Annotated in this window: 19 protein-coding genes; 14 read left to right on the top strand and 5 right to left on the bottom strand. The window is 38.3% G+C overall.

What is annotated here, in order from left to right:
• Positions 1–458 precede the first annotated feature (458 nt).
• Together RCC89_17590 and RCC89_17585 are read left to right on the top strand one after the other, a co-directional pair.
• Positions 459–1022 carry a C40 family peptidase gene (locus RCC89_17590; GenBank protein ID WMJ74962.1) on the top strand — a complete coding sequence of 188 codons (564 nt, stop codon included), beginning with the start codon at positions 459–461 and terminating at the stop codon, positions 1020–1022.
• A gap of 174 nt (positions 1023–1196) precedes the next feature.
• Positions 1197–2156, top strand: a complete 960-nt coding sequence (locus RCC89_17585) for an MBL fold metallo-hydrolase (GenBank protein ID WMJ74961.1) — start codon at positions 1197–1199, stop codon at positions 2154–2156.
• 336 nt (positions 2157–2492) lie between these two features.
• Here the strand turns inward: RCC89_17585 and RCC89_17580 are convergent, their stop codons facing one another.
• The 4 genes from RCC89_17580 to RCC89_17565 form a co-directional block, all read right to left on the bottom strand.
• Positions 2493–3635, bottom strand: coding sequence for an acyltransferase (locus tag RCC89_17580; protein WMJ74960.1), 1143 nt, complete (start codon positions 3633–3635; stop codon positions 2493–2495).
• A 62-nt stretch (positions 3636–3697) separates the two neighbouring features.
• A complete protein-coding gene (locus RCC89_17575; protein WMJ74959.1) occupies positions 3698–4510 on the bottom strand; it encodes a DUF92 domain-containing protein in 813 nt (270 codons plus the stop codon).
• Positions 4511–4769: 259 nt separating this feature from the next.
• Positions 4770–4964, bottom strand: a complete 195-nt coding sequence (locus RCC89_17570) for a hypothetical protein (protein ID WMJ74958.1) — start codon at positions 4962–4964, stop codon at positions 4770–4772.
• 1523 nt (positions 4965–6487) lie between these two features.
• Positions 6488–6721: a hypothetical protein gene (locus tag RCC89_17565; GenBank protein ID WMJ74957.1), complete on the bottom strand. Its 234-nt coding sequence runs from the start codon at positions 6719–6721 to the stop codon at positions 6488–6490.
• 163 nt (positions 6722–6884) lie between these two features.
• Here RCC89_17565 and hisC point away from each other — a divergent pair, with 163 nt between their 5' ends.
• The 10 genes from hisC to RCC89_17515 all read left to right on the top strand — a co-directional run bounded on the left by hisC (position 6885) and on the right by RCC89_17515 (position 16672).
• Complete coding sequence (gene hisC / locus RCC89_17560; GenBank protein ID WMJ74956.1) at positions 6885–7931, top strand: histidinol-phosphate transaminase; 1047 nt, start codon at positions 6885–6887, stop codon at positions 7929–7931.
• A gap of 1 nt (position 7932) precedes the next feature.
• A complete protein-coding gene (gene hisB, locus RCC89_17555) occupies positions 7933–9036 on the top strand; it encodes a bifunctional histidinol-phosphatase/imidazoleglycerol-phosphate dehydratase HisB (protein ID WMJ74955.1) in 1104 nt (367 codons plus the stop codon).
• A 34-nt stretch (positions 9037–9070) separates the two neighbouring features.
• Positions 9071–9652, top strand: coding sequence for an imidazole glycerol phosphate synthase subunit HisH (hisH, locus tag RCC89_17550; protein ID WMJ74954.1), 582 nt, complete (start codon positions 9071–9073; stop codon positions 9650–9652).
• Positions 9642–11093: a tetratricopeptide repeat protein gene (locus RCC89_17545; protein WMJ74953.1), complete on the top strand. Its 1452-nt coding sequence runs from the start codon at positions 9642–9644 to the stop codon at positions 11091–11093. The genes hisH and RCC89_17545 overlap by 11 nt, the downstream gene beginning before the upstream one ends.
• Positions 11094–11108: 15 nt before the next feature.
• Positions 11109–13049 carry a threonine--tRNA ligase gene (gene thrS, locus RCC89_17540; protein WMJ74952.1) on the top strand — a complete coding sequence of 647 codons (1941 nt, stop codon included), beginning with the start codon at positions 11109–11111 and terminating at the stop codon, positions 13047–13049.
• Between the two features lie 97 nt (positions 13050–13146).
• A complete protein-coding gene (infC, locus tag RCC89_17535; protein WMJ74951.1) occupies positions 13147–13698 on the top strand; it encodes a translation initiation factor IF-3 in 552 nt (183 codons plus the stop codon).
• A gap of 31 nt (positions 13699–13729) precedes the next feature.
• Positions 13730–13924, top strand: a complete 195-nt coding sequence (rpmI, locus tag RCC89_17530) for a 50S ribosomal protein L35 (GenBank protein WMJ74950.1) — start codon at positions 13730–13732, stop codon at positions 13922–13924.
• A 100-nt stretch (positions 13925–14024) separates the two neighbouring features.
• Complete coding sequence (rplT, locus tag RCC89_17525; protein WMJ74949.1) at positions 14025–14369, top strand: 50S ribosomal protein L20; 345 nt, start codon at positions 14025–14027, stop codon at positions 14367–14369.
• A 247-nt stretch (positions 14370–14616) separates the two neighbouring features.
• On the top strand, positions 14617–15948 hold the full coding sequence (locus tag RCC89_17520) for an ATP-binding protein (protein ID WMJ74948.1): 1332 nt from the start codon (positions 14617–14619) through the stop codon (positions 15946–15948).
• Positions 15938–16672, top strand: coding sequence for an RloB family protein (locus RCC89_17515; GenBank protein WMJ74947.1), 735 nt, complete (start codon positions 15938–15940; stop codon positions 16670–16672). Before RCC89_17520 ends, RCC89_17515 begins: the two co-directional genes overlap by 11 nt.
• 181 nt (positions 16673–16853) lie before the next feature.
• Here the strand turns inward: RCC89_17515 and RCC89_17510 are convergent, their stop codons facing one another.
• A complete protein-coding gene (locus tag RCC89_17510; GenBank protein ID WMJ74946.1) occupies positions 16854–17798 on the bottom strand; it encodes a hydrogen peroxide-inducible genes activator in 945 nt (314 codons plus the stop codon).
• Between the two features lie 250 nt (positions 17799–18048).
• Between RCC89_17510 and RCC89_17505 the strand changes: the two genes are divergently transcribed.
• Together RCC89_17505 and RCC89_17500 are read left to right on the top strand one after the other, a co-directional pair.
• Positions 18049–18606: a peroxiredoxin gene (locus RCC89_17505; GenBank protein ID WMJ74945.1), complete on the top strand. Its 558-nt coding sequence runs from the start codon at positions 18049–18051 to the stop codon at positions 18604–18606.
• A 110-nt stretch (positions 18607–18716) separates the two neighbouring features.
• Positions 18717–19307 (top strand): carboxymuconolactone decarboxylase family protein, encoded by a 591-nt coding sequence (locus RCC89_17500; GenBank protein WMJ74944.1) that lies wholly within the window; start codon positions 18717–18719, stop codon positions 19305–19307.
• Positions 19308–19395: the final 88 nt, after the last annotated feature.

The following is a 19395-nucleotide window of genomic DNA, read 5'->3' as shown; positions in this document are numbered from 1 at the left end:
CATGAGTTTTGTTGTCAAAAGTTCTACTTATTCTGGTACATTAAAAAACTGGTACCTGTTGAGGTTTTTGTGGTACTTGGGTTCACTGCCATAACTTAAAAGGGGCAAACTTGATTATTTATAAGAGGTTTATGTGTAAATAATTAGCATTTTTTTATGTTTTTTTGTAATTTATTTAACCTGAATTGTGCGATAGATTTCGGCATGAGGAGCAGAATAACAGTTAATCAGCACTTTTGGGTCGCAAAACATAGTAGTACTATCGTGAAGACACACATGTGAGCGAATGGATTGATTGTAAGTTATTTTGCTGCGTAATAGAAAATTCTATTGCACATTTCAGTTTTAGCCTAAGTTTATGTTGTACGATGCGAAAAAGCCGAAGACTCTTAGTGTTTTTTTGGTTTATAAAGAGATATAAAATTATAAACAGTATGCTTACAAGGCCTTTGAAAAAAATGATTTTTTTTGGAGTGATATGGGCATTGTGTGCGTTTTCTGTACTGGCTCCTGAAAACGATAGGTTTTTAGAAGTTTTGAATAATGCAGAAACAAACCATGTGAAAAAGGAGCTTTTTTCATTTTACCATGGAGGTATAGAACAGCGTGTGCATGCCAGCTTTTCACCAGACAGTGTGATTGCCCTGGCCAACACTTTTATGGGTACCCCTCATAAGCTTGGCGGGCTTAGTCGACAGGGGATTGACTGCTCAGGGTTAAATATGGTGGTATATAAGCAGTTTGGAATTGATCTGCCACGTAGCTGTCAAGAGCAAGCACGTTATGGCACTATTGTTCCCTTTCAAGATGAACTCCAGCCCGGGGATCTAGTATTTTTTTATAACTCTTATAAATCTTCAAAATTTATCACACATACTGGTATATATATAGGTGATGGTGAATTTATACATGCGTCAGACTCTAAGGGTGTAACCACGTCCAAGGTAAACGACCCTTACTTTTGGGGCGAAAGGTATTTGTTTGCCACTAGACTTGGAACCACATCAAAAGATAGCCTTTAATGATTATGTAAAATCGGCTTCTTTTTCAAAAAACTTGCCGCTGGCAAGTACTAGCAGTTTTAAGACACCTCACTTTTTATTAAACACTGAATCATTTGAGCCCAGGTTTAACTGCGCCGAACTATCTAATCTTAAAGAATTGTTTTAACTCTAAAGGACTTTTAATTGGTGCTTATGGAGATTAAGAACAGGAAAAAGGTTTCTTGGCAGATCGCTAAGGATGTTACGGGTAGAAGGGTGTTAATGGTAAACTATTATTTTATTGGTGAACCGGGCGAAGGAAATCCATGGGTTCTGGTAGACGCAGGAATACCGGAGTCTGGGAAGAAAATCATCAATGAAGCAGAAAGTCTTTTCGGAGAGAATAATCCTCCGCAGGCCATAGTTCTCACGCATGGGTATTTTGATCATATAGGGGCGTTACCAGAGCTCATTAGCAAGTGGCCTGATGTTAAAGTGTATGCGCATGAACGAGAAATGCCATATATAACAGGTAAAGCAGTTTATCCGGCGCCTGACTATCTTGCGAGCGGTGGCGGAATGGCCTTGCTTTCATGGGTACACCCTGTGAAACCTTTAGACCTAGGTGACCGGGCTGAAGCGCTGCCAAGTGATGGTAGTATACCGCACTTGCCTGATTGGGAGTATATTCATACAGCAGGTTATTCGGGTGGTCATGTTTCGCTCTTCAGGAAAAAAGATAAAGTTCTCTTGTCAGGAGATGCTTTTATCTCTACTTATCAGAATACTTTCTTTTCTATTCTTACTCATAAATATAGGGTGTATAGTCCGCCTGCTTACTATCCGGTGAACTACAAGCTGGCGCTAGAATCACTGAAAAAGCTTGCAGCCTTGGAACCAGCAGTGGCAGGAACAGGACATGGTATTCCGGTGTATGGTAAAGAATTAAAAGATGGTCTGCAAAATTTGATCAACTTACTTGAAAGGAAGCAATTGAAAAGAGAGGGTGACAAAACACCCATCTCACTTACTGACGGTGGAAATGTTAAGCCCCTATCGTCTTCTGAGACCATGGCCAGTGGTGCTTTAAAGTATATTTCAGGGTTTGCAGGATTGGTATTGCTTACGACCGCTGGGTATTTTATTTATTCAAAGATTCGCTCTAAGAGATAATAATCGATGTAGAGTAAAAAACGCTATGCACAAAAGCGGGTGATTTGAGGATTGGCGTGATAGAAGTTTTAATGCATGAAAAGGTGATAGCTTGTATAGGTTTAACCGAATTATGTAGTATGACTTCTAGTACGAAGAAATTAATCAAATCAGCCGCTTCTTACTCCTATTCTAAACCAGTACTAATATTTATGGGCATTATAAGCTGTTGGTGATGTCAAGACTTATGACTAACCCTATGGTTTTCTGGGGAGAGAAGGGTGAATGTTTTGGTGATTTTTTAATGTCCCATGGTATGTTTATAGATCTTTGGCCATGCATTCGTTTTTTGGTTCATTACGGTCTTGATCTTTTTAGAAAATATGGTAGGCTGACTTGAGTATCTTTTAGGTCTGTAAATGGTTTTTCAAAATATTTATAAAGAAGTGTAGATATTATTATAGTTAATATCCAATAAATTGCATACATCAGAAGCCCTTCTGATGGATTTTGTGGAGGGAAGTTGTTTGAAATTACCTGTGATAGAAGTCCTAAATTTATGAGATACATTGGGTAGGATATAAGGCTTATGTGTGTGATAATTCCCTTAAGTCTACCCTTTGCGGTTCTAAAACTTTCTGCGAAAGGTAGCAATAGCAAAGTTCCTGCCGAGGTAATGCTAAAAGAAAAGGTTTTATGGTAAAACTCATAAGGTTTGAAAGGGAAAAACCTTGAACTCAATAATAGTATTCCTATAATAGCAGCAATTGTCTTTTTCTCTGTCCATTTTTCCCGGTAGTAAAACTTTATCCAGGCAGCAAGAGCTCCATATCCCAAAGAATCCAAGCGTGTTAATACAGTTTTTCTAAAAGTTACATCCCACCAAAAACCGTTTACTTCTAAAGGAGAGATGTAAACTCTGTAGGCGAGAGGAAAAATTAGGAGAAGCAAAACTATTGCAAGAAACGCTTTCCTTAAGTGTAGAAATAATAGTGCTGATGCAATAAGTATAGGAATAAGTAGGTAGAACCACTCCTGTACTGCTAAGCTCCATGACTCCCAAAAAAAATCATGAAAAGGACCTGTTAAATTATGTGTAAAGACAAAAAAATGTAACGTAAATTGCTTTAAATCCCCATTGATGATCCCGTATTTTACTAATATGAAATTTACAAATAACAATAAGTAATAACATGGTAGGGTCTTTAGTGCTATTCTTTTCCAGAAAGTAAGTGTGCTTTGTAGTTTGGATTTGTCTTCATCTTTATAGTATTTGAGCAGTATGCTTCCGGTTAGGAATCCACTTATTACAAAAAAAAGCTCTACTCCGTCTACTATTCTGAACCAGGGAAAGCCTTCGAGTATGGTGTTGTTGAGCATAAATCCCCCATGCCCAGAGACAACTAAAAAAATCGCATACGCCCTTAGGCAATCCAGTCCAAAGTTTCTTTTTTGGTAATTTCCTCGAATTGAAAACAGGCTTTTTACTTCTCTTAACACAAGCGTAAATTACTCAAAAACTTGTATAAAGAGAAGGTTAAAATACAATAGTTGTATTACTTTCAGACCAAACTATAGTAAATGCTTCCTGCCACTACGGCTCCGGATACTGTTGAGATAAAATTGATCAAGTCATTGTTAATCCAAACAACACCTTTTACAAGAGAAGTATTTCCAGTGGGGTTTTCTGTAAATGAATAAGTGTCCTTGTTCTTATACAATGCTTGACAAATTGCGCCTAACCAAGAATCAAGGAATAATCCGAAAACACCTGCTAGAAAAACAGCAATAGCCATAGTGTTTAAATTTCCTGAATACGATGAGGCTAAAGGCAGAATGAGAATAGATGAGAAAACAATAAACCAAGCCCCAGCAATGCCACCTAAAGTACCTGTCAGCGTAATTCCTCCTGATAAGCCTTTGGGAATAGGTTTAAATGTAGTAATCAATACAGGTTTGGATGTGCTAAGGCTTCCAGTTTCTGAGGCCCAAGAATCGGCGTTTGCTGCTGCTATGCTTCCAATGGCTGCAACTACCATCAAGTCGTTGGGGAAAAAGTAGTTTAATACTATCAGTCCGGTGGCAGTGCCAAGATTTGCTAACGCTTGAATATAATCTCTAGCACCGTGTTTTTCCACAACCGTTTTGAGGTGCTGCTTTTCGGATTTTTTAAACTTTGAAAGTAAAGAAGAGGAGGCGAACATTAAAAAAACTATTGTTAGCAGAGAAAGCTGTTCAGTCCAGATAAACAAAGCACTGATTAGCAACATGGCGGTAAATCCGCTGGTCGAAACGGATTTTTTTCTATAAGAAAAAACGCTAACCCAAATACTGAAGACCTGAGCTCCTGCCAATAACCATATTGAAGTGTTCATACCTTTTTGCTTTTGGTTCTGATAGCTTAATACGGTAAAATATGAAAAAAGTAGAGATATAAAGCACTTTTAGTTCATATTTTTTTATGTTATAAGTTGCTCTATAGTGCTTTAGGTAAGCATGGAGTAGGATGGTCTTTGAACAAAAAAGGGTAGAGTAGGGGGTGTGAAGACGGAAAAGTTAGTTGAAAGCTTAATTTTCGAGATGTTTTTCTATCTAATTTAAAAAGGGCTAATATATTTAGCCCTTTTACAATTCTTATTTACTTTTTTCTACAGTCAAATACTTTTCGAAAACATCCGGATATAGATGCCCATATTGTTTTTCGCACCACTTCATCAGTTGTTCGAACTCTTCTACTGATACATGCCCCGTGGCTTTTTTGAGTTCTTTTTCAAACAAAAATTTGTCAAAGCTTACTTTTTTGAGAATCGTTTTTGTGTATTCAAGCATTTTTCAAGTTATAAGCTGGTGTAACTATGTTTTAGCTCATTTAACGTGAAAAGGGTATGTAAGGTTATGTTATTTTTTTTAAAATTTTGGTCTGACATATATGTGGTCTAACTTATGGCTTTTTTCCCTGTCATTTTGTTGGGAGGGGACGAGGTTGGATGCTAACTTGCTTATTGCGACATATATTTTTGTCAAATTCCCTTGTAAAAAAATAATAACCTCCCTCTTGTTGGTGTTTTCACCAACAAGCCTGTTCCAAATATGCCTTCTCCCGATATTCACCTTCCCTCTTGTTGGTGTTTTCACCAACAAGCAATGCTACCGGTAACAGTTACTTTTGGATTGATTTCACCAAAAAGCCTGTCCTAAATATGCCTTCTACCTCTCCCTCATACGCCGTCAGGTCTGGTATATACACCCACTATTACAACTCCCCACCACGTCATTGCGAGGAGGCACGACGAAGCAATCTAATCGTCAGGTCTACTATCATACCCCACCAATAATCAACCAACACAGCTAACGGCCACCAGATTGCCGCGGCATTGTTTCATAAGAAACATAAGACTGTAAGCTTTAATCCTATAGCTTTAACAACCCATATCTTGCGCCTCGCAATGACGGTTAAGTTTTGCTTTTCTGCTAATTACAGCCTTATTAGTAACCTGTCATTCCGTCCCGATAGCTATCGGAGAGGAATCTGCCAGACTTTGGCACCTACCATTGTAATAAGAGTAGATAAAGGCACTCATACTTTTACTCCAACAGATCCTTCCTTCGTCAGGATGACAAGAAGGGGTGTTAAGTGCAGAGGGTACTTTCATCTCAGGTCTAGTATCATACCCCACCAATAATCAACCAACACAGCTAACGGCCACCAGATTGCCGCGGCATTGTTTCATAAGAAACATAAGACTGTAAGCTTTAATCCTATAGCTTTAACAACCCATATCTTGCGCCTCGCAATGACGGTTAAGTTCTGTTTTTCTGCTAATTACAGCCTTATTAGTAACCTGTCATTCCGTCCCGATAGCTATCGGAGAGGAATCTGCCAGACTTTGGCACCTACCATTGTAATAAGAGTAGATAAAGGCACTCATACTTTTACTCCAACAGATCCTTCCTTCGTCAGGATGACAAGGAGGAGTGTTAAGTGCAGAGGGTACTTTCATCTCAGGTCTAGTATCATACCCCACCAACAATCAACCAACACAGCTCACAGCAAACAGATTGCCGCGGCATTTTTTTTATAAGAAACTAAAGGCTTAAAGTTTCAGACAAAGAACTTTACCGACCACTACCTTATGCCTCGCAATGACGGTTAAGTTTTGGTTTTCTGCTAATTATAACCTTAATGATAACCTGTCATTCCGAGGAACGAGGAATCTGTTAAAATTCGGGTGGAGGAGGTTAATGATGATTAATTAAAAGGTAAAAAAGTGAAAAAAATAGGTATAGCAACTTATAGGCTCAAGCAATAAGCTTACCTTCAAAAAGCACATTTTAAGGTATTTCTGTAGATACTACAGTTTTGTAACACAATCTATATCATAAATTCTGAGCAGGTTTAGGTGTATCCTTTCTGTCTCCGTAGGCTCTATTTCTACCTCAAAAGTACACTCTGCTTTTTTGTCATCTACTTTCTTATATGTAAAGCTATTGAGCGTAAGCCCTCTTTTTCTGATGGGTAACAGGATTCTGTCAATGGTCTCAGGTGTATGAGCGCATTCTATTTTCCAGGAGAATTTTTCCTTCATTTCAGATTTTGTCTTTAATTATAATACGATGCCGAACTACCACTTGTTATTAGTTGGCAAATATAGTTTTTTTTAGAATTGTCTCCCAAAATTCGGTCTGTAATTAATTTTTTAATGAAAAACTTCCTTATTTTGCATTTTCAATAAAATATAGGAGGTTATTTTGTTTTCGCTCGATAAACTATTAAGAGATAATATTAGAAAGGCAGAAGCGTATTCTTCTGCAAGAGATGAATATGAAGGTTCAGAAGGCATTTTTCTTGATGCTAATGAAAATTCGCTGGGATCAGTGACAGACCCTCCTTACCACCGCTATCCAGACCCCCTGCAAAGACCTTTAAAAGAGGTGATTGCCGCTATTAAAAGGGCAGACGTTAAAAATATATTTCTTGGAAATGGTAGTGATGAACCTATAGATCTGATCATAAGGATGGTTTGCAAGCCTGGTATTGATAACATTATTATCATGCCCCCAACTTATGGAATGTACCAGGTAAGCGCAGCCATTAATGATGTGGAAGTGAAAAAAGTCCCGCTGTCCGATGATTTTCAGATTAGAACGGAGGCTGTACTTGAGGCTGCAGATGAACATACCAAAATCATTTTTATTTGCTCACCTAATAATCCCACAGGAAATAGTTTAAAGGTTAAAGACATTGAAGAGGTGTTGAATAAGTTCAACGGACTTGTGGTTATAGATGAGGCATATATAGATTTCTCCCGGCATATAGGTTTTGTACCAAGGTTGAAAGAGTTTCCCAATTTGGTCATTTTACAAACCTTGTCAAAAGCTTGGGGCATGGCAGCATTGCGCTTGGGTATGGCTTATGCTTCTGAGGAAATTATAAGTGTTTTTAATAAAATTAAGCCTCCTTATAATATTAATGGCGCTTCTCAATCCATTGCACTGGAAGGGCTTAGGAAGGTGTTGAGCAAGGAGATGATGGTAGAGCAGATCCTGACGGAACGTGAACGCCTCAAAGATAATTTGCAAGGTTTGCCGGTTGTGGTGAAAATCTTTCCATCGGACGCAAATTTTTTGTTAGTCAAAACTACTGGCGGTAAGGCGGTTTATGAATTCCTTATTGAGAGAAAAATCATTACCCGTGACCGCTCTTCTGTTGTTTTATGTGAGGGGTGTTTGAGAATTACCGTAGGAACACCTGATGAAAATGATAAACTGATTTCGGCACTCAAGGAGTACAAATAAAATGAAAAAGAAAGTATTATTTATAGACAGGGACGGAACCATTATAGTAGAACCTGTTGAGGACAAACAAGTTGATTCTCTTGAAAAACTGGAGTTCCTGCCCGGCGCCATTACCAATCTTGCCAAAATAGCGGCAGAACTTGATTATATGTTGGTCATGGTAACCAATCAAGATGGCTTAGGTACAGAATCTTTTCCCGAAAACACCTTTTGGCCTGCTCAGGACAAAATGATGAAGACACTGGCCAATGAAGGAGTCAAGTTTGACAAAGTCCACATAGACCGTTCTTTTGAACATGAGAACCTGCCTACCAGAAAACCTCGTACAGGTATGTTGGAGGAGTATATGAACGGTGACTATGATCTTGAGAACTCTTTTGTGATCGGTGATCGTGTCACTGATATCCAATTAGCGAAAAACCTTGGAACCAAAGCTATTTATATTGGAGAAAATGTCCATAATGATGCAGCCTTGACCACTTTCGACTGGAACGAAATTTACCACTTTCTCTTAGGTGGAAATAAAAGAACCGCTACGGTGCGGAGGAAAACCAAAGAAACGGATATTTTTATAAACCTGAACCTAGACGGAACTGGTGTAACTAATATCAAAACCGGTCTTAGCTTTTTCGACCATATGCTGGACCAGTTGGGTAAGCACTCCTTATGCGATCTTACGGTAGAGGTGGAGGGTGATTTGCATATAGACGAGCACCATACCATCGAAGATACCGCTATTGCTTTGGGTGATGCTTTTGCCCAGGCCATTGGAGATAAAAGGGGAATTGAAAGGTATGGCTTTTTGTTACCAATGGATGACTCTTTGGCACAAGCTGCTATAGATTTTTCAGGTAGGAGTTGGCTGGTTTGGGAAGCTGAATTTAAGCGTGAAAAAATTGGGGATATGCCTACTGAAATGTTTTATCATTTTTTCAAGTCTTTTTCTGATGCTGCCAAATGTAATCTGAATATCAAGGTAGAGGGGGATAATGAACACCATAAGATAGAGGCTATTTTTAAAGCAGTGGCTAAGTCTATAAAAATGGCTCTGAAAAAGGATAAAGCGACGGCGCATATTCTTCCAAGTACCAAAGGGGTATTATAATGTATTTGTTGAAAAATTTGTAAAGAAAGCATTAGTGAAAGTAGCTATTGTAAAATATAATGCAGGTAACCTGCAGTCTGTAATGTTTGCATTAAACCGCTTAGGTATAGAGCCTATTGTTACCGACGATAAAGAACTTCTCCTTTCGGCTGACAAGGTGATCTTTCCTGGCGTAGGTCAGGCAAGCTCCGCGATAGACCATCTAAGGGCTAAAGGGCTTGATAAAGTATTGACTGCCTTAAAACAGCCTTTTTTGGGTATTTGCTTAGGCTTGCAGTTGATGTGCCGCCACTCTGAAGAAGGTGATGTGGATTGTTTGGGTATTTTTCCCGTAGATGTAAAAGTGTTCCCCCCTGAGGATAAAGTGCCTCACATGGGATGGAATGCTTTGCAAGGACTAAAGGGGGAGTTGTTCAAAGGCATTGACGAAGGTGGTTATGTTTACTTTGTCCATAGCTACTACGCTGGGCTAAGTGAGTATACTGTTGCAAAGACAGAGTATATTTTACCTTTTAGCGCCGCCTTGCAGAAAGATAATTTTTATGCAGCACAATTTCACCCAGAAAAGAGCGGTAAGGAAGGAGAGACTATTATCAAAAACTTCCTTGAGCTTTAATAATATAGAAATTAAGATGAACTTAATCCGGTGCATAGCAATTGTCGGCCTGTTTAGTGTTTTATGCTCATGTGGCGGAAACCAGGCTACGCATGAAAGAAAATCTCCTGAAAAGATTGCTTCTGATCCTATATTGCATGCATTGAACAATGCAGTGTCTGAAAACCCTAACAATATCAAGTTTTTGATTAGGAGGGGAGCGTATCTTTTTGAAGCTGGTATGCTAAAGAAAGCACTGCAAGATGCCGTACAGGCATCTGAGAAAGATGACAGGAGTTTTGATGCATGGTTTCTACGTGCCAAGTGTTTGGAAGAACTAGGTCAATATCCAGAGGCGTTGGAATCTGCTTTTTATGCTGAAAGGATTAAAGACAATCGTGCGGAGCTCATGTTTTTGTTGGCAAAACTTACCCTCCTTACGGGTAACACCATTAAGTCAGATCAATACTTGTTTAAAGCTTCAAGGATGGCCCCTGAGCATTCTGATATTTACCTGATCAAGGGAATGACAGCCATTGCGGCAAAAGACACTGCCCGGGGGTTACGTATCCTGCGGAAAGGGTATAACGAAGACCCTAGCAATAAAGGTGTGGTGCGCCAACTTGCCCGGACATACAACCATGCAGGCAAGAGCGACTCGGCCATGATCTTTGTAATTGCAGGCCAGAACTACCACCCGGAAGACCCGAGTTTACTTTTTGCCAAAGGGCAGGTGTTGTCTAAAAGTGGATTTAAAGAGAGTGCTTTGTATGCATTCCAGTCTTCTTTGAAATTTAACCCAGATTATATGCCCGCCAATAGAAAACTGGGAGAGTATTATTTTAAATCCGGTAATTTGGCAGGGTCTAAGATCTATTTAGAAAAAGTGCTTGAGCAGGATACCGCTTTGGCCGATATCAACTTGATGCTTGCGCGGGTTTATGAAAGGGAGGTGCAAAATGAAGAAGCAATTAAACTTTATAAAAGAATTTTATCTGTAAACCCAGAAGATACGGCCGCCCAGCTTTCTTTAAACCGTATCTACAATCGCTTCCCTGATCTGGCACCTGTTGAAAAACAGGTTAGCCTTGAAGAAGATGAAAAGCCAAAAAAGGCAACTAGTACAACATTACCGGCGCCTAGTTCAGAAAAAGCACCTGTAGAAGCCGGAGATAAGAAAAAAGAAGTACCTTTGCAGCCGGAGGTAAAGAAAGAGCAGGAATCTGGGAAGGATACCGCTGGTAAAGCGCCAGTGAAGAAGGACTCTTTAAAAGCTGCACCTAAAGCGCCAGCTTCTGAACAGGATGTTACTGAAGATCAGGAAAAACAGGACGAAAAGACAGGTAAGGCCGACAAAAAAGAAAAAGACGATAAGAAAGAAGAAGTTGCTGACGATGAGGATGAAAGTGATGAGGACGAGGGCAAAGAGAAAAAGAGAAAAGGATTGTTTAGAAGAAAATAAATTTTTTATTTAATAATGATCAGGATCACATTACCTGACGGAAGTGTCAGAGAATATGAACAGGGGACTACCCCCATGGATATTGCTCGTAGTATTAGCGAGGGACTAGCGAGAAATGTATTATCAGCGAAGGTGAATGGGACAGTGGTAGATGCCGATACCCCGATTCAGCAAGATGCCAATGTACAGTTGCTGACATGGAATGATCCTGAAGGGAAGTCTACATTCTGGCATTCGTCTGCTCACTTGCTGGCGGAGGCCCTGGAAGCGCTTTACCCTGGAGTTAAATTCGGTATAGGACCTCCTATTGATAATGGTTTTTACTATGATGTAGATTTTGGGGATAAAGTCTTTTCTCAAGACGAGTTCAAGGCTGTGGAGGATAAAATGCTTGAGCTTGCTAGGCAGAAGAATGAATATGTGCGGGAGGAAATCTCCAAAAAAGACGCCATTCAATACTTTGAAGAAAAAGGGGATGAGTACAAGCTTGACCTTCTTGAAGGTTTAGAAGATGGAACCATTACCTTTTATAAGCAAGGAGGTTTTACTGACCTTTGCCGGGGGCCACATATACCCAATACCGGGTTTATTAAAGCTGTAAAGCTTATGAATGTTGCCGGAGCCTATTGGCGTGGCGATGAAAGCCGGAAACAGCTTACAAGGATATATGGAGTTTCCTTCCCTAAGCAAAAGGGGCTTTCACAGCATTTGGAAATGCTGGAAGAAGCAAAGAAAAGGGACCATAGAAAGCTAGGTAAGGAGCTTGAACTATTTGCTTTCTCTGAAAAAGTTGGCATGGGACTTCCTTTATGGTTGCCTAAGGGGGCTATGCTGCGGGAACGCCTGGAAAGCTTTTTGAAAAAAGCCCAGGTAAAAGCAGGTTATTCGCCAGTGGTATCTCCACATATTGGGCAGAAAGAGCTTTATGTTACTTCTGGCCACTATGAGAAATATGGAGAAGATTCATTTCAGCCTATAAAAACGCCTCATGAAGGTGAGGAGTTTTTGTTAAAGCCAATGAATTGTCCCCATCACTGTGAGATTTATAAAACCAAACCACGCTCATATAAAGATCTGCCGATCAGATATGCTGAGTTTGGAACTGTTTACAGATATGAGCAAAGCGGCGAGTTGCACGGTTTGACCCGGGTAAGAGGGTTTACCCAAGACGATGCACATATCTTCTGCCGTCCGGATCAGGTAAAAGAAGAGTTTTTGAAGGTTATAGACTTGGTTCTATATGTTTTCAATACATTGGGTTTTGAAAACTATAAGGCACAGGTTTCACTGCGTGACCCAGAAAATACATCTAAATATATCGGTGGTGATGAGCAGTGGGACAAAGCTGAACAAGCTATTATAGAAGCCGCTGAGGAGAAGGATTTAAAAACCGTTACGGAAACCGGCGAAGCTGCTTTTTATGGGCCAAAATTGGATTTTATGGTCAAAGATGCGTTGGGTAGGGAATGGCAGCTCGGAACAATTCAGGTAGATTACCAGTTACCTGAAAGGTTTAAGCTTGAATATATAGGGGCTGACAACCAAAAACACAGGCCGGTAATGATTCATAGGGCGCCATTTGGTTCTTTGGAGCGTTTTGTGGCCGTGCTTATTGAACACTGCGCAGGAAACTTCCCTCTATGGTTGTCTCCTGAGCAAATTGCTTTGTTGCCTATATCTGAGAAATATGCCGATTATGCTCAAGAGGTATATCTTGATTTGGAAGAATCTGATATAAGAGGTATAATTGACCATAGAGACGAGAAAATAGGAAGAAAGATTAGGGATGCAGAAGTGAAAAAGATCCCATATATGTTGATCGTTGGGGAAAAAGAAAGAGAAGAAAAAAAGGTGTCCGTAAGAAAACATGGTACGGGAGATATTGGGAGCTTTAGTATAGATGAATTTAAAGCCTTTTTTAAAAAGGAAATTTCAGATACAATTAAAAAATCTTGATAAAAAAACAACTTTATTTTTTATCTGAAATATTTATTTATAATATTTGCATCTTGTTTTAATTCATAAGAATAAAGGAGGAATTTATACGTAATTAATGGCAAATTTTAGAGGACGAGTAGTAAGAGGTAAAGAAGAAGCACACAGGATTAATGAGAAAATCAGGGTGCCTAAAGTGCGACTTGTAGATGTTGAAGGTGGCGAAAGCGACATTGTTCCTACAAGTGAAGCGCTTGAAAAAGCTAAAGCTCAAAACTTAGACCTGGTTGAAATTGCACCTAAAGCAGATCCTCCTGTTTGCAAAATTATCGATTACTCCAAATTTAAGTACGAGCAAAAAAAGAAGCAGAAGGAACTTAAAGCCAAAGCGCACAAAGTTATACTTAAAGAAATAAGGTTTGGTCCTAATACCGATGAGCATGATTTTGAGTTTAAGCTTAAACATGCCATAAACTTCTTGAAAGATGGGGCTAAAGTAAAAGCATATGTGCACTTTGTCGGACGGTCTATTGTCTTTAAGGAAAGAGGCGAAATTCTCCTGCTTAAGTTTGCACAGGCACTTGAGGAGTATGCCAAAGTTGAAGAAATGCCACGGCTGGAAGGTAAGCGTATGATTCTTATGCTTTCTCCTAAAGTAAGTAAAAAATAGAATTCAATTATAGTAAATAAATAATAGAAAAATGCCGAAGGTTAAGATTAAATCAGGTGCGAAAAAGCGGTTTAAATTAACAGGTACTGGTAAAATTAAAAGAAAGCACGCTTTTAAAAGCCACATCCTGACTAAGAAAGAAACCAAAAGGAAGAGAAATTTAACTAAATCAACTCTTGTGAGCAAAGCTGACACGCCAAACGTAAAAGCAATGCTTAAAATCTGATATCTTTATCAGATTGAAGAAGGTTTAGAAAAAAATGTTTAACCGGGGATTTGGTCCTAAGTGCTAATTTAGAGCCGCCAAATACCAAAAAATTAAAATTATGCCACGTTCAGTACCAGCGGTAGCCTCCCGCGAAAGAAGGAAAAAAATTATTAAACAAGCCAAAGGTTACTTTGGTAGAAGGAAAAATGTTTACACGGTTGCTAAAAATGCCGTTGAAAAAGGTCTTGTATATGCTTACAGAGACCGTAAACAAAAGAAAAGAGAGTTTAGGGCACTTTGGATTCAAAGAATCAATGCGGCTGCCAGAGAGCACGGTATGTCTTACTCTCAGTTTATTGGCAAACTGGCAAAGGCTGATGTAAGCCTTAACAGAAAAGCCCTTGCTGACATTGCAATGAATGACCCTCAAGCTTTCAAAGCAATTGTTGACAAAATCAAATAATAGGATTATTCCTTTATAAATATTGAAAGCCAACGCTTACAGGGTTGGCTTTTTTTTATGTCTTTTTTTTTGACATGGTGGCGCATACATGAAGTTATAGGTAAGCAGCAGGATTCTTTTAGTAAGCACCTTAAACCAATGCATAAAAACCCATTTAGATTCTTGTTACATTTTTTTTGTCGTAAAAAAACAAAAAATGTAAAATAAACGTTAAGTTTGCAGTAAATATGCAAAAAGCTAAAGAATTATGCTTGTTCAATTCTCGATAAGAAATTATAGAACTTTCAAAGATAAGGCCACTTTAACCCTTGTCGCCTCTAATTATGATAAGGGGGTTAGGGAAGAAGAAAATATTATTAAAGAAGATAAATTTAATTTAAGAATTCTTAAAAGTGCTGTAATATATGGGGCGAATGCTAGTGGGAAAAGCAAGTTTATTGAAGCCCTCATGTTTATGAGACACTTTGTTATTTCTTCTTCAAAAGAAAGCCAAAAAGGGGATAAAATTGATGTTGAACCATTCAAGCTAAGTATAGAAACTGAGTACGCCCCAACAGAATTCGAAGTTATCTTTATTTATAAAGGGACTTTGTATAGATATGGATTTGAGGCTGATAATACTGAGGTTGTATCTGAGTGGTTGTATCATAAAAATAAAACTAAAGAAGTTGAACTCTTTTATAGAGAAGGGCAAAATTTCGATGTTCATACGCGTAGCTTTAGTAAGGGGCATACTATAGTTAAGGAAGGACTTATTAGAAACAATGCTTTATTAATTTCGGTAGCTGCTCAATTTAATGATGCAATTTCTGAAAATGTTATTGAATGGTTTAAAAAATTAGGTGCATTATCAGGTCTAAGAGAGGAAGGGTATCAAGGTTACACTGTAGGTAAGACGAGTGAAGTAGAGTATAAAACTAAAATACTTAAATTGTTACAAGCCGCTGACTTAGGAATTCAAGACATATTTATAGAAATGCTTGATACTGAAAAGTTGCCTAAAACTATGCCTAAAGACATTAAAGAGTTTATTCTAAAAAAATCTAAGGAGGAAAATGCTCAATTCCTTTCTGAAATTTATACTATTCATAAAAAATATGATAAAAATAAGAAGTTTGTAGGGAGTGTTAATTTCTCTCTAGACGATGATGAATCATTTGGTACTCAAAAATTTTATTATCTAACGGGGCCAATTTTAGATACTTTAGAGAATGGTTATACTTTAATTGTTGATGAATTGGATTCCAAGTTACATCCTAATCTTGTATGTAAATTAGTATCACTTTTTAATTCGAAAGTATTAAATCCTAAGAATGCTCAGTTGATTTTTAATACTCATGATACAAATTTGTTAAACTCTGGTTTATTTCGTAGAGATCAAGTATGGTTTACAGAAAAAGATAAGTTTGGAGAAGCTAGATTGTATTCGCTATCAGATTTTAAATCTGATGAGGTAAGAAAGACTGAAGCTTTTGAAGATAACTATATTCGTGGTAAATATGGAGCGATACCTTTTCTTGGATTATTTGATAATTTGATTTACGATAAATTGATGGTGCGTAATGAGAATGAAGAATAAAAAAGCTGAACAAGCTGAGGCAAAAAAACAGCATAAGGAATTATTAAAGGCTCATAGACGCAAAGAACCAAGATTAGAAAGGGAAGAACCTGAAAAGAGAATTAAACCAACTATATTAATAGTTTGTGAAGGAAAAAATACCGAACCCTCATACTTTGAAAAGTTTAAATTAACTTCTGCTACTATTAGAGCAATAGGAGAAGGATATAATACAGTTTCTTTAGTAGAAAGAGCAAAAGAACTATCGGAGAGGATTGAAAATGATAGTTCAACAAGAAAATATGACCAAGTGTGGTGTGTTTTTGATGCAGATCCTAAAGCTGATAATTCAAAACAAGCTGAAAGCTTTAATAAAGCTATTAAACTTGCGGAAAAATACGGATTTGGTGTAGCATACTCTAATCAAGCCTTTGAGTATTGGATAATTTTGCATTTTGAAGACCATCAAGGTGGAGCTTTTAACAGGTCTGGATATAATGATAAAATAAATAAATTATTAAAGCCTTACAAGGTGAAATTTGAAGGAGAAGGTTCAAAAATTATTACTGATTCAATTTTTGAACTATTAGAAGGAGTTGATGAAAAAACTCAAAAGCCTCGTGTGAAATTAGCAATAGAGAGAGCAAGGAGAAACTATGATTTATTTGATCATACTAATCCTGCAAAAGAAGAATCCTCAACAACTGTTTTTAAGCTTATAGAAGAAATATTGTTATATGTATAACCATTCGTCTTATGATATTGCCTGCCTGTAACAATGTATATGACCGATCACTGGAAGTGGCTGAAGCCGCAAGTTCAGAGTCTTTAGCAGCTTCAATTTTGGGGGATATTTTGGAGCTGTAAATCGGTGTCCAGGTCATATGCGAGACGTCGTACTGTAATACTTCATATGTTAGCCAACCTCAAAAAGTTGCTGGCAAATGGATAATCTGTTTGTTTTCTGTCTGCAACATTTTTGCGGGTATGCTTTCTATAATTGCAGACTTTATAATTTCTAAGAGTTTCTTTTTGATAAAGCTTCTGTGCGTAACGATACTAACTTCTCTTGCAGGCTGTGGATCTTGGAAGTAACGAACCTTGTCTGCTTGGTCTTCTGATAGGTCATAAACAGCCAGTTCTGGCAAAAATGTCATTCCGCCACGAATATCCACCATTCTGCGTAGGGTTTCTATGCTGCCTGCTTCATAAACTATACCGGAGTTTTTTGTTAGTCTTTTTTTGCAGAACAAGTTTACTTGCTCTTGCATGCAATGCCCTTCGTGCAGTATCAGTACTTCCTGTTCCGAATCAATGTCGGCTCGTGATAGGGTTTTCTTCTTAAATAAAGGATTGTTTTCACTTACATATGCGACAAATGATTCTATAAACAGCGGTACGATATTTAGTGCTAGGTTAGCTGTTGGTGTTGCCAGTAATGCTGCATCCAAATGGTCTCCTTTTAATTTCTCAATAATGTTTTCTGTAGTTAGCTCTTCAATAATTAACGTTATACCTGGATGGTCTTCTGCTATTTTATTTACAAAAAGCGGAATAACATATGGGGCAAGCGTAGGAATAACCCCTAGACGGAATTCTCCTGCTATGACTCCTTTGGCAAGATTTACGCTTTCATAAAGTGCTTCCGCCTCCTTCATGATCTTTTTTGCATGCTCTATTATCATTATACCTTCTGTTGTCGGTATAACAGGTTGTTTGCTTCTGTCGAATACCGTGATTCCTAACTCCTCTTCGAGCTTTTGAAGCTGCATGCTCAAGGTTGGCTGGGTTACATGACAGTGCTCTGCTGCGGTGCTGAAATGGCGGTATTTGTCTACTGCGAGCAGGTATTCCAGTTGTGATAATGTCATTATAGATTTTATTTATATTAATATAAAATTAATCAATTTGATTTATAATAGCAATTGCTACACCTTTGTATAACTAGATTACTTCATAAGGCCTGTAAGTGGTAAGGTGAAAAAAGCTTATCGTAATTAACCCATCAAGTACCTGTTGAGGGCAAAAGTGGGTGGGGATAAGTTGAAGTTCTACCCTTAGTCTTATGACGTAGTCCGGTTCAAAATAATTTTTCTTTCACAAACTAAAACAAATAAAGCAATGGCTATTAACAGAATTTTATCAGTAGGGTCTGAATTTCCTTCATTTAGCAAAAAAGCAGTGGTTTCCACGATCAAAGATCAAGAGTTTACCACTATTACTTCTGAAGACCATAAAAAAGAAGGCCAATGGATGGTTATGTTTTGGTGGCCTAAGGATTTTACTTTTGTCTGTCCCACTGAGCTTGCTGAGTTTAATTCAAAATTTTCTGATTTCTCTGACCGGGACGCTATGTTGATTGGTGCGTCTACCGATAGTGAATATGTACATGTCGCGTGGAGGCAAAACCACAGTGACCTGAAAGACTTGCGTTACCCTATGCTTGCAGATACCTCTAAATCCTTGGCTGAAGAGCTTGGTATCCTTGAATCGGAAGAAAAGGTGGCGTACAGAACGACCTTTATTGTAGACCCGCATGGTATCATTCGCTGGGTTAGTGTAAATGAATTATCTGTCGGTAGGAATGTGCATGAGGTGCTAAGGGTGCTTGATGCGCTTCAGACAGATGAACTTTGCCCTTGTAATTGGCAAAAAGGTGAAGAAACCATCAATGCTTAATGTATGGATATTCTTTATGTCCACCATCTAATTTTATGTACCCTGAATTATGCGATAGGTTGAAGCTCTATTGCATAATTCAGGTTTAACAAATTAAATTTTTAACACATATGGCTACTTTATTAAATGAAACTAAAGATAACCTTTTGAAAGAGGTTAATATTGGAGGGGAACAGCTTTACCCCATTCTAGAAAATATCGTTGGGCAAGAGCATAAATATATTAAAGACCTCAAGATCAATGTAAGCAATGCATTGAACGGCCAGTATATCAACCGAAAAGAAAGTTTGTTGCTCGCATTGGCTGTGGCCATTAATGAAAAAAATGCTGTACTTAGAGCAGGATTTTCAACACTTGCTATTGAAGAAGGGGCTTCAGGTCCGGAAGTGGCAGAAATTGCTGCTTGTGTATCTTTATTGAACGTGAACAATGTATTTTATCGTTTCAGGCATTTTGTGAAAAAAGATTTTTATCATGAGGCTCCTGCAGGGATAAAGATGTCCATTATGATGAACCCGGTTTTGGGCAAGGAGTTCTTTGAGTTGGTCAGCTTAGTTATATCCTCGTTAAATGGTTGTGAGATGTGTGTGAATGCACATGAGGAGAGCTTAATTAGGCTTGGCGCTTCAGAGAGCAGGATTTTAGAAGCCATTAAACTTGGGGCTGTAATCAAAGGACTGAGTCCGCTCGTGGTGGAATAAGTAGGGTTTCCCATTTAGTTATCTAATGTTTTAATTAGCTTACCAGGACTCGTTTAGTTGCTTTTTGCCTCGCCGGCAGGGCCTTACT

It is taken from the genome of Cytophagaceae bacterium ABcell3, assembly GCA_030913385.1.
In the GTDB taxonomy this organism is placed as follows: Bacteria; Bacteroidota; Bacteroidia; order Cytophagales; family Cytophagaceae; genus ABcell3.
Note: the sequence above shows the minus strand (reverse complement) of the source record. Positions and strands in the feature narration are given on the sequence as shown.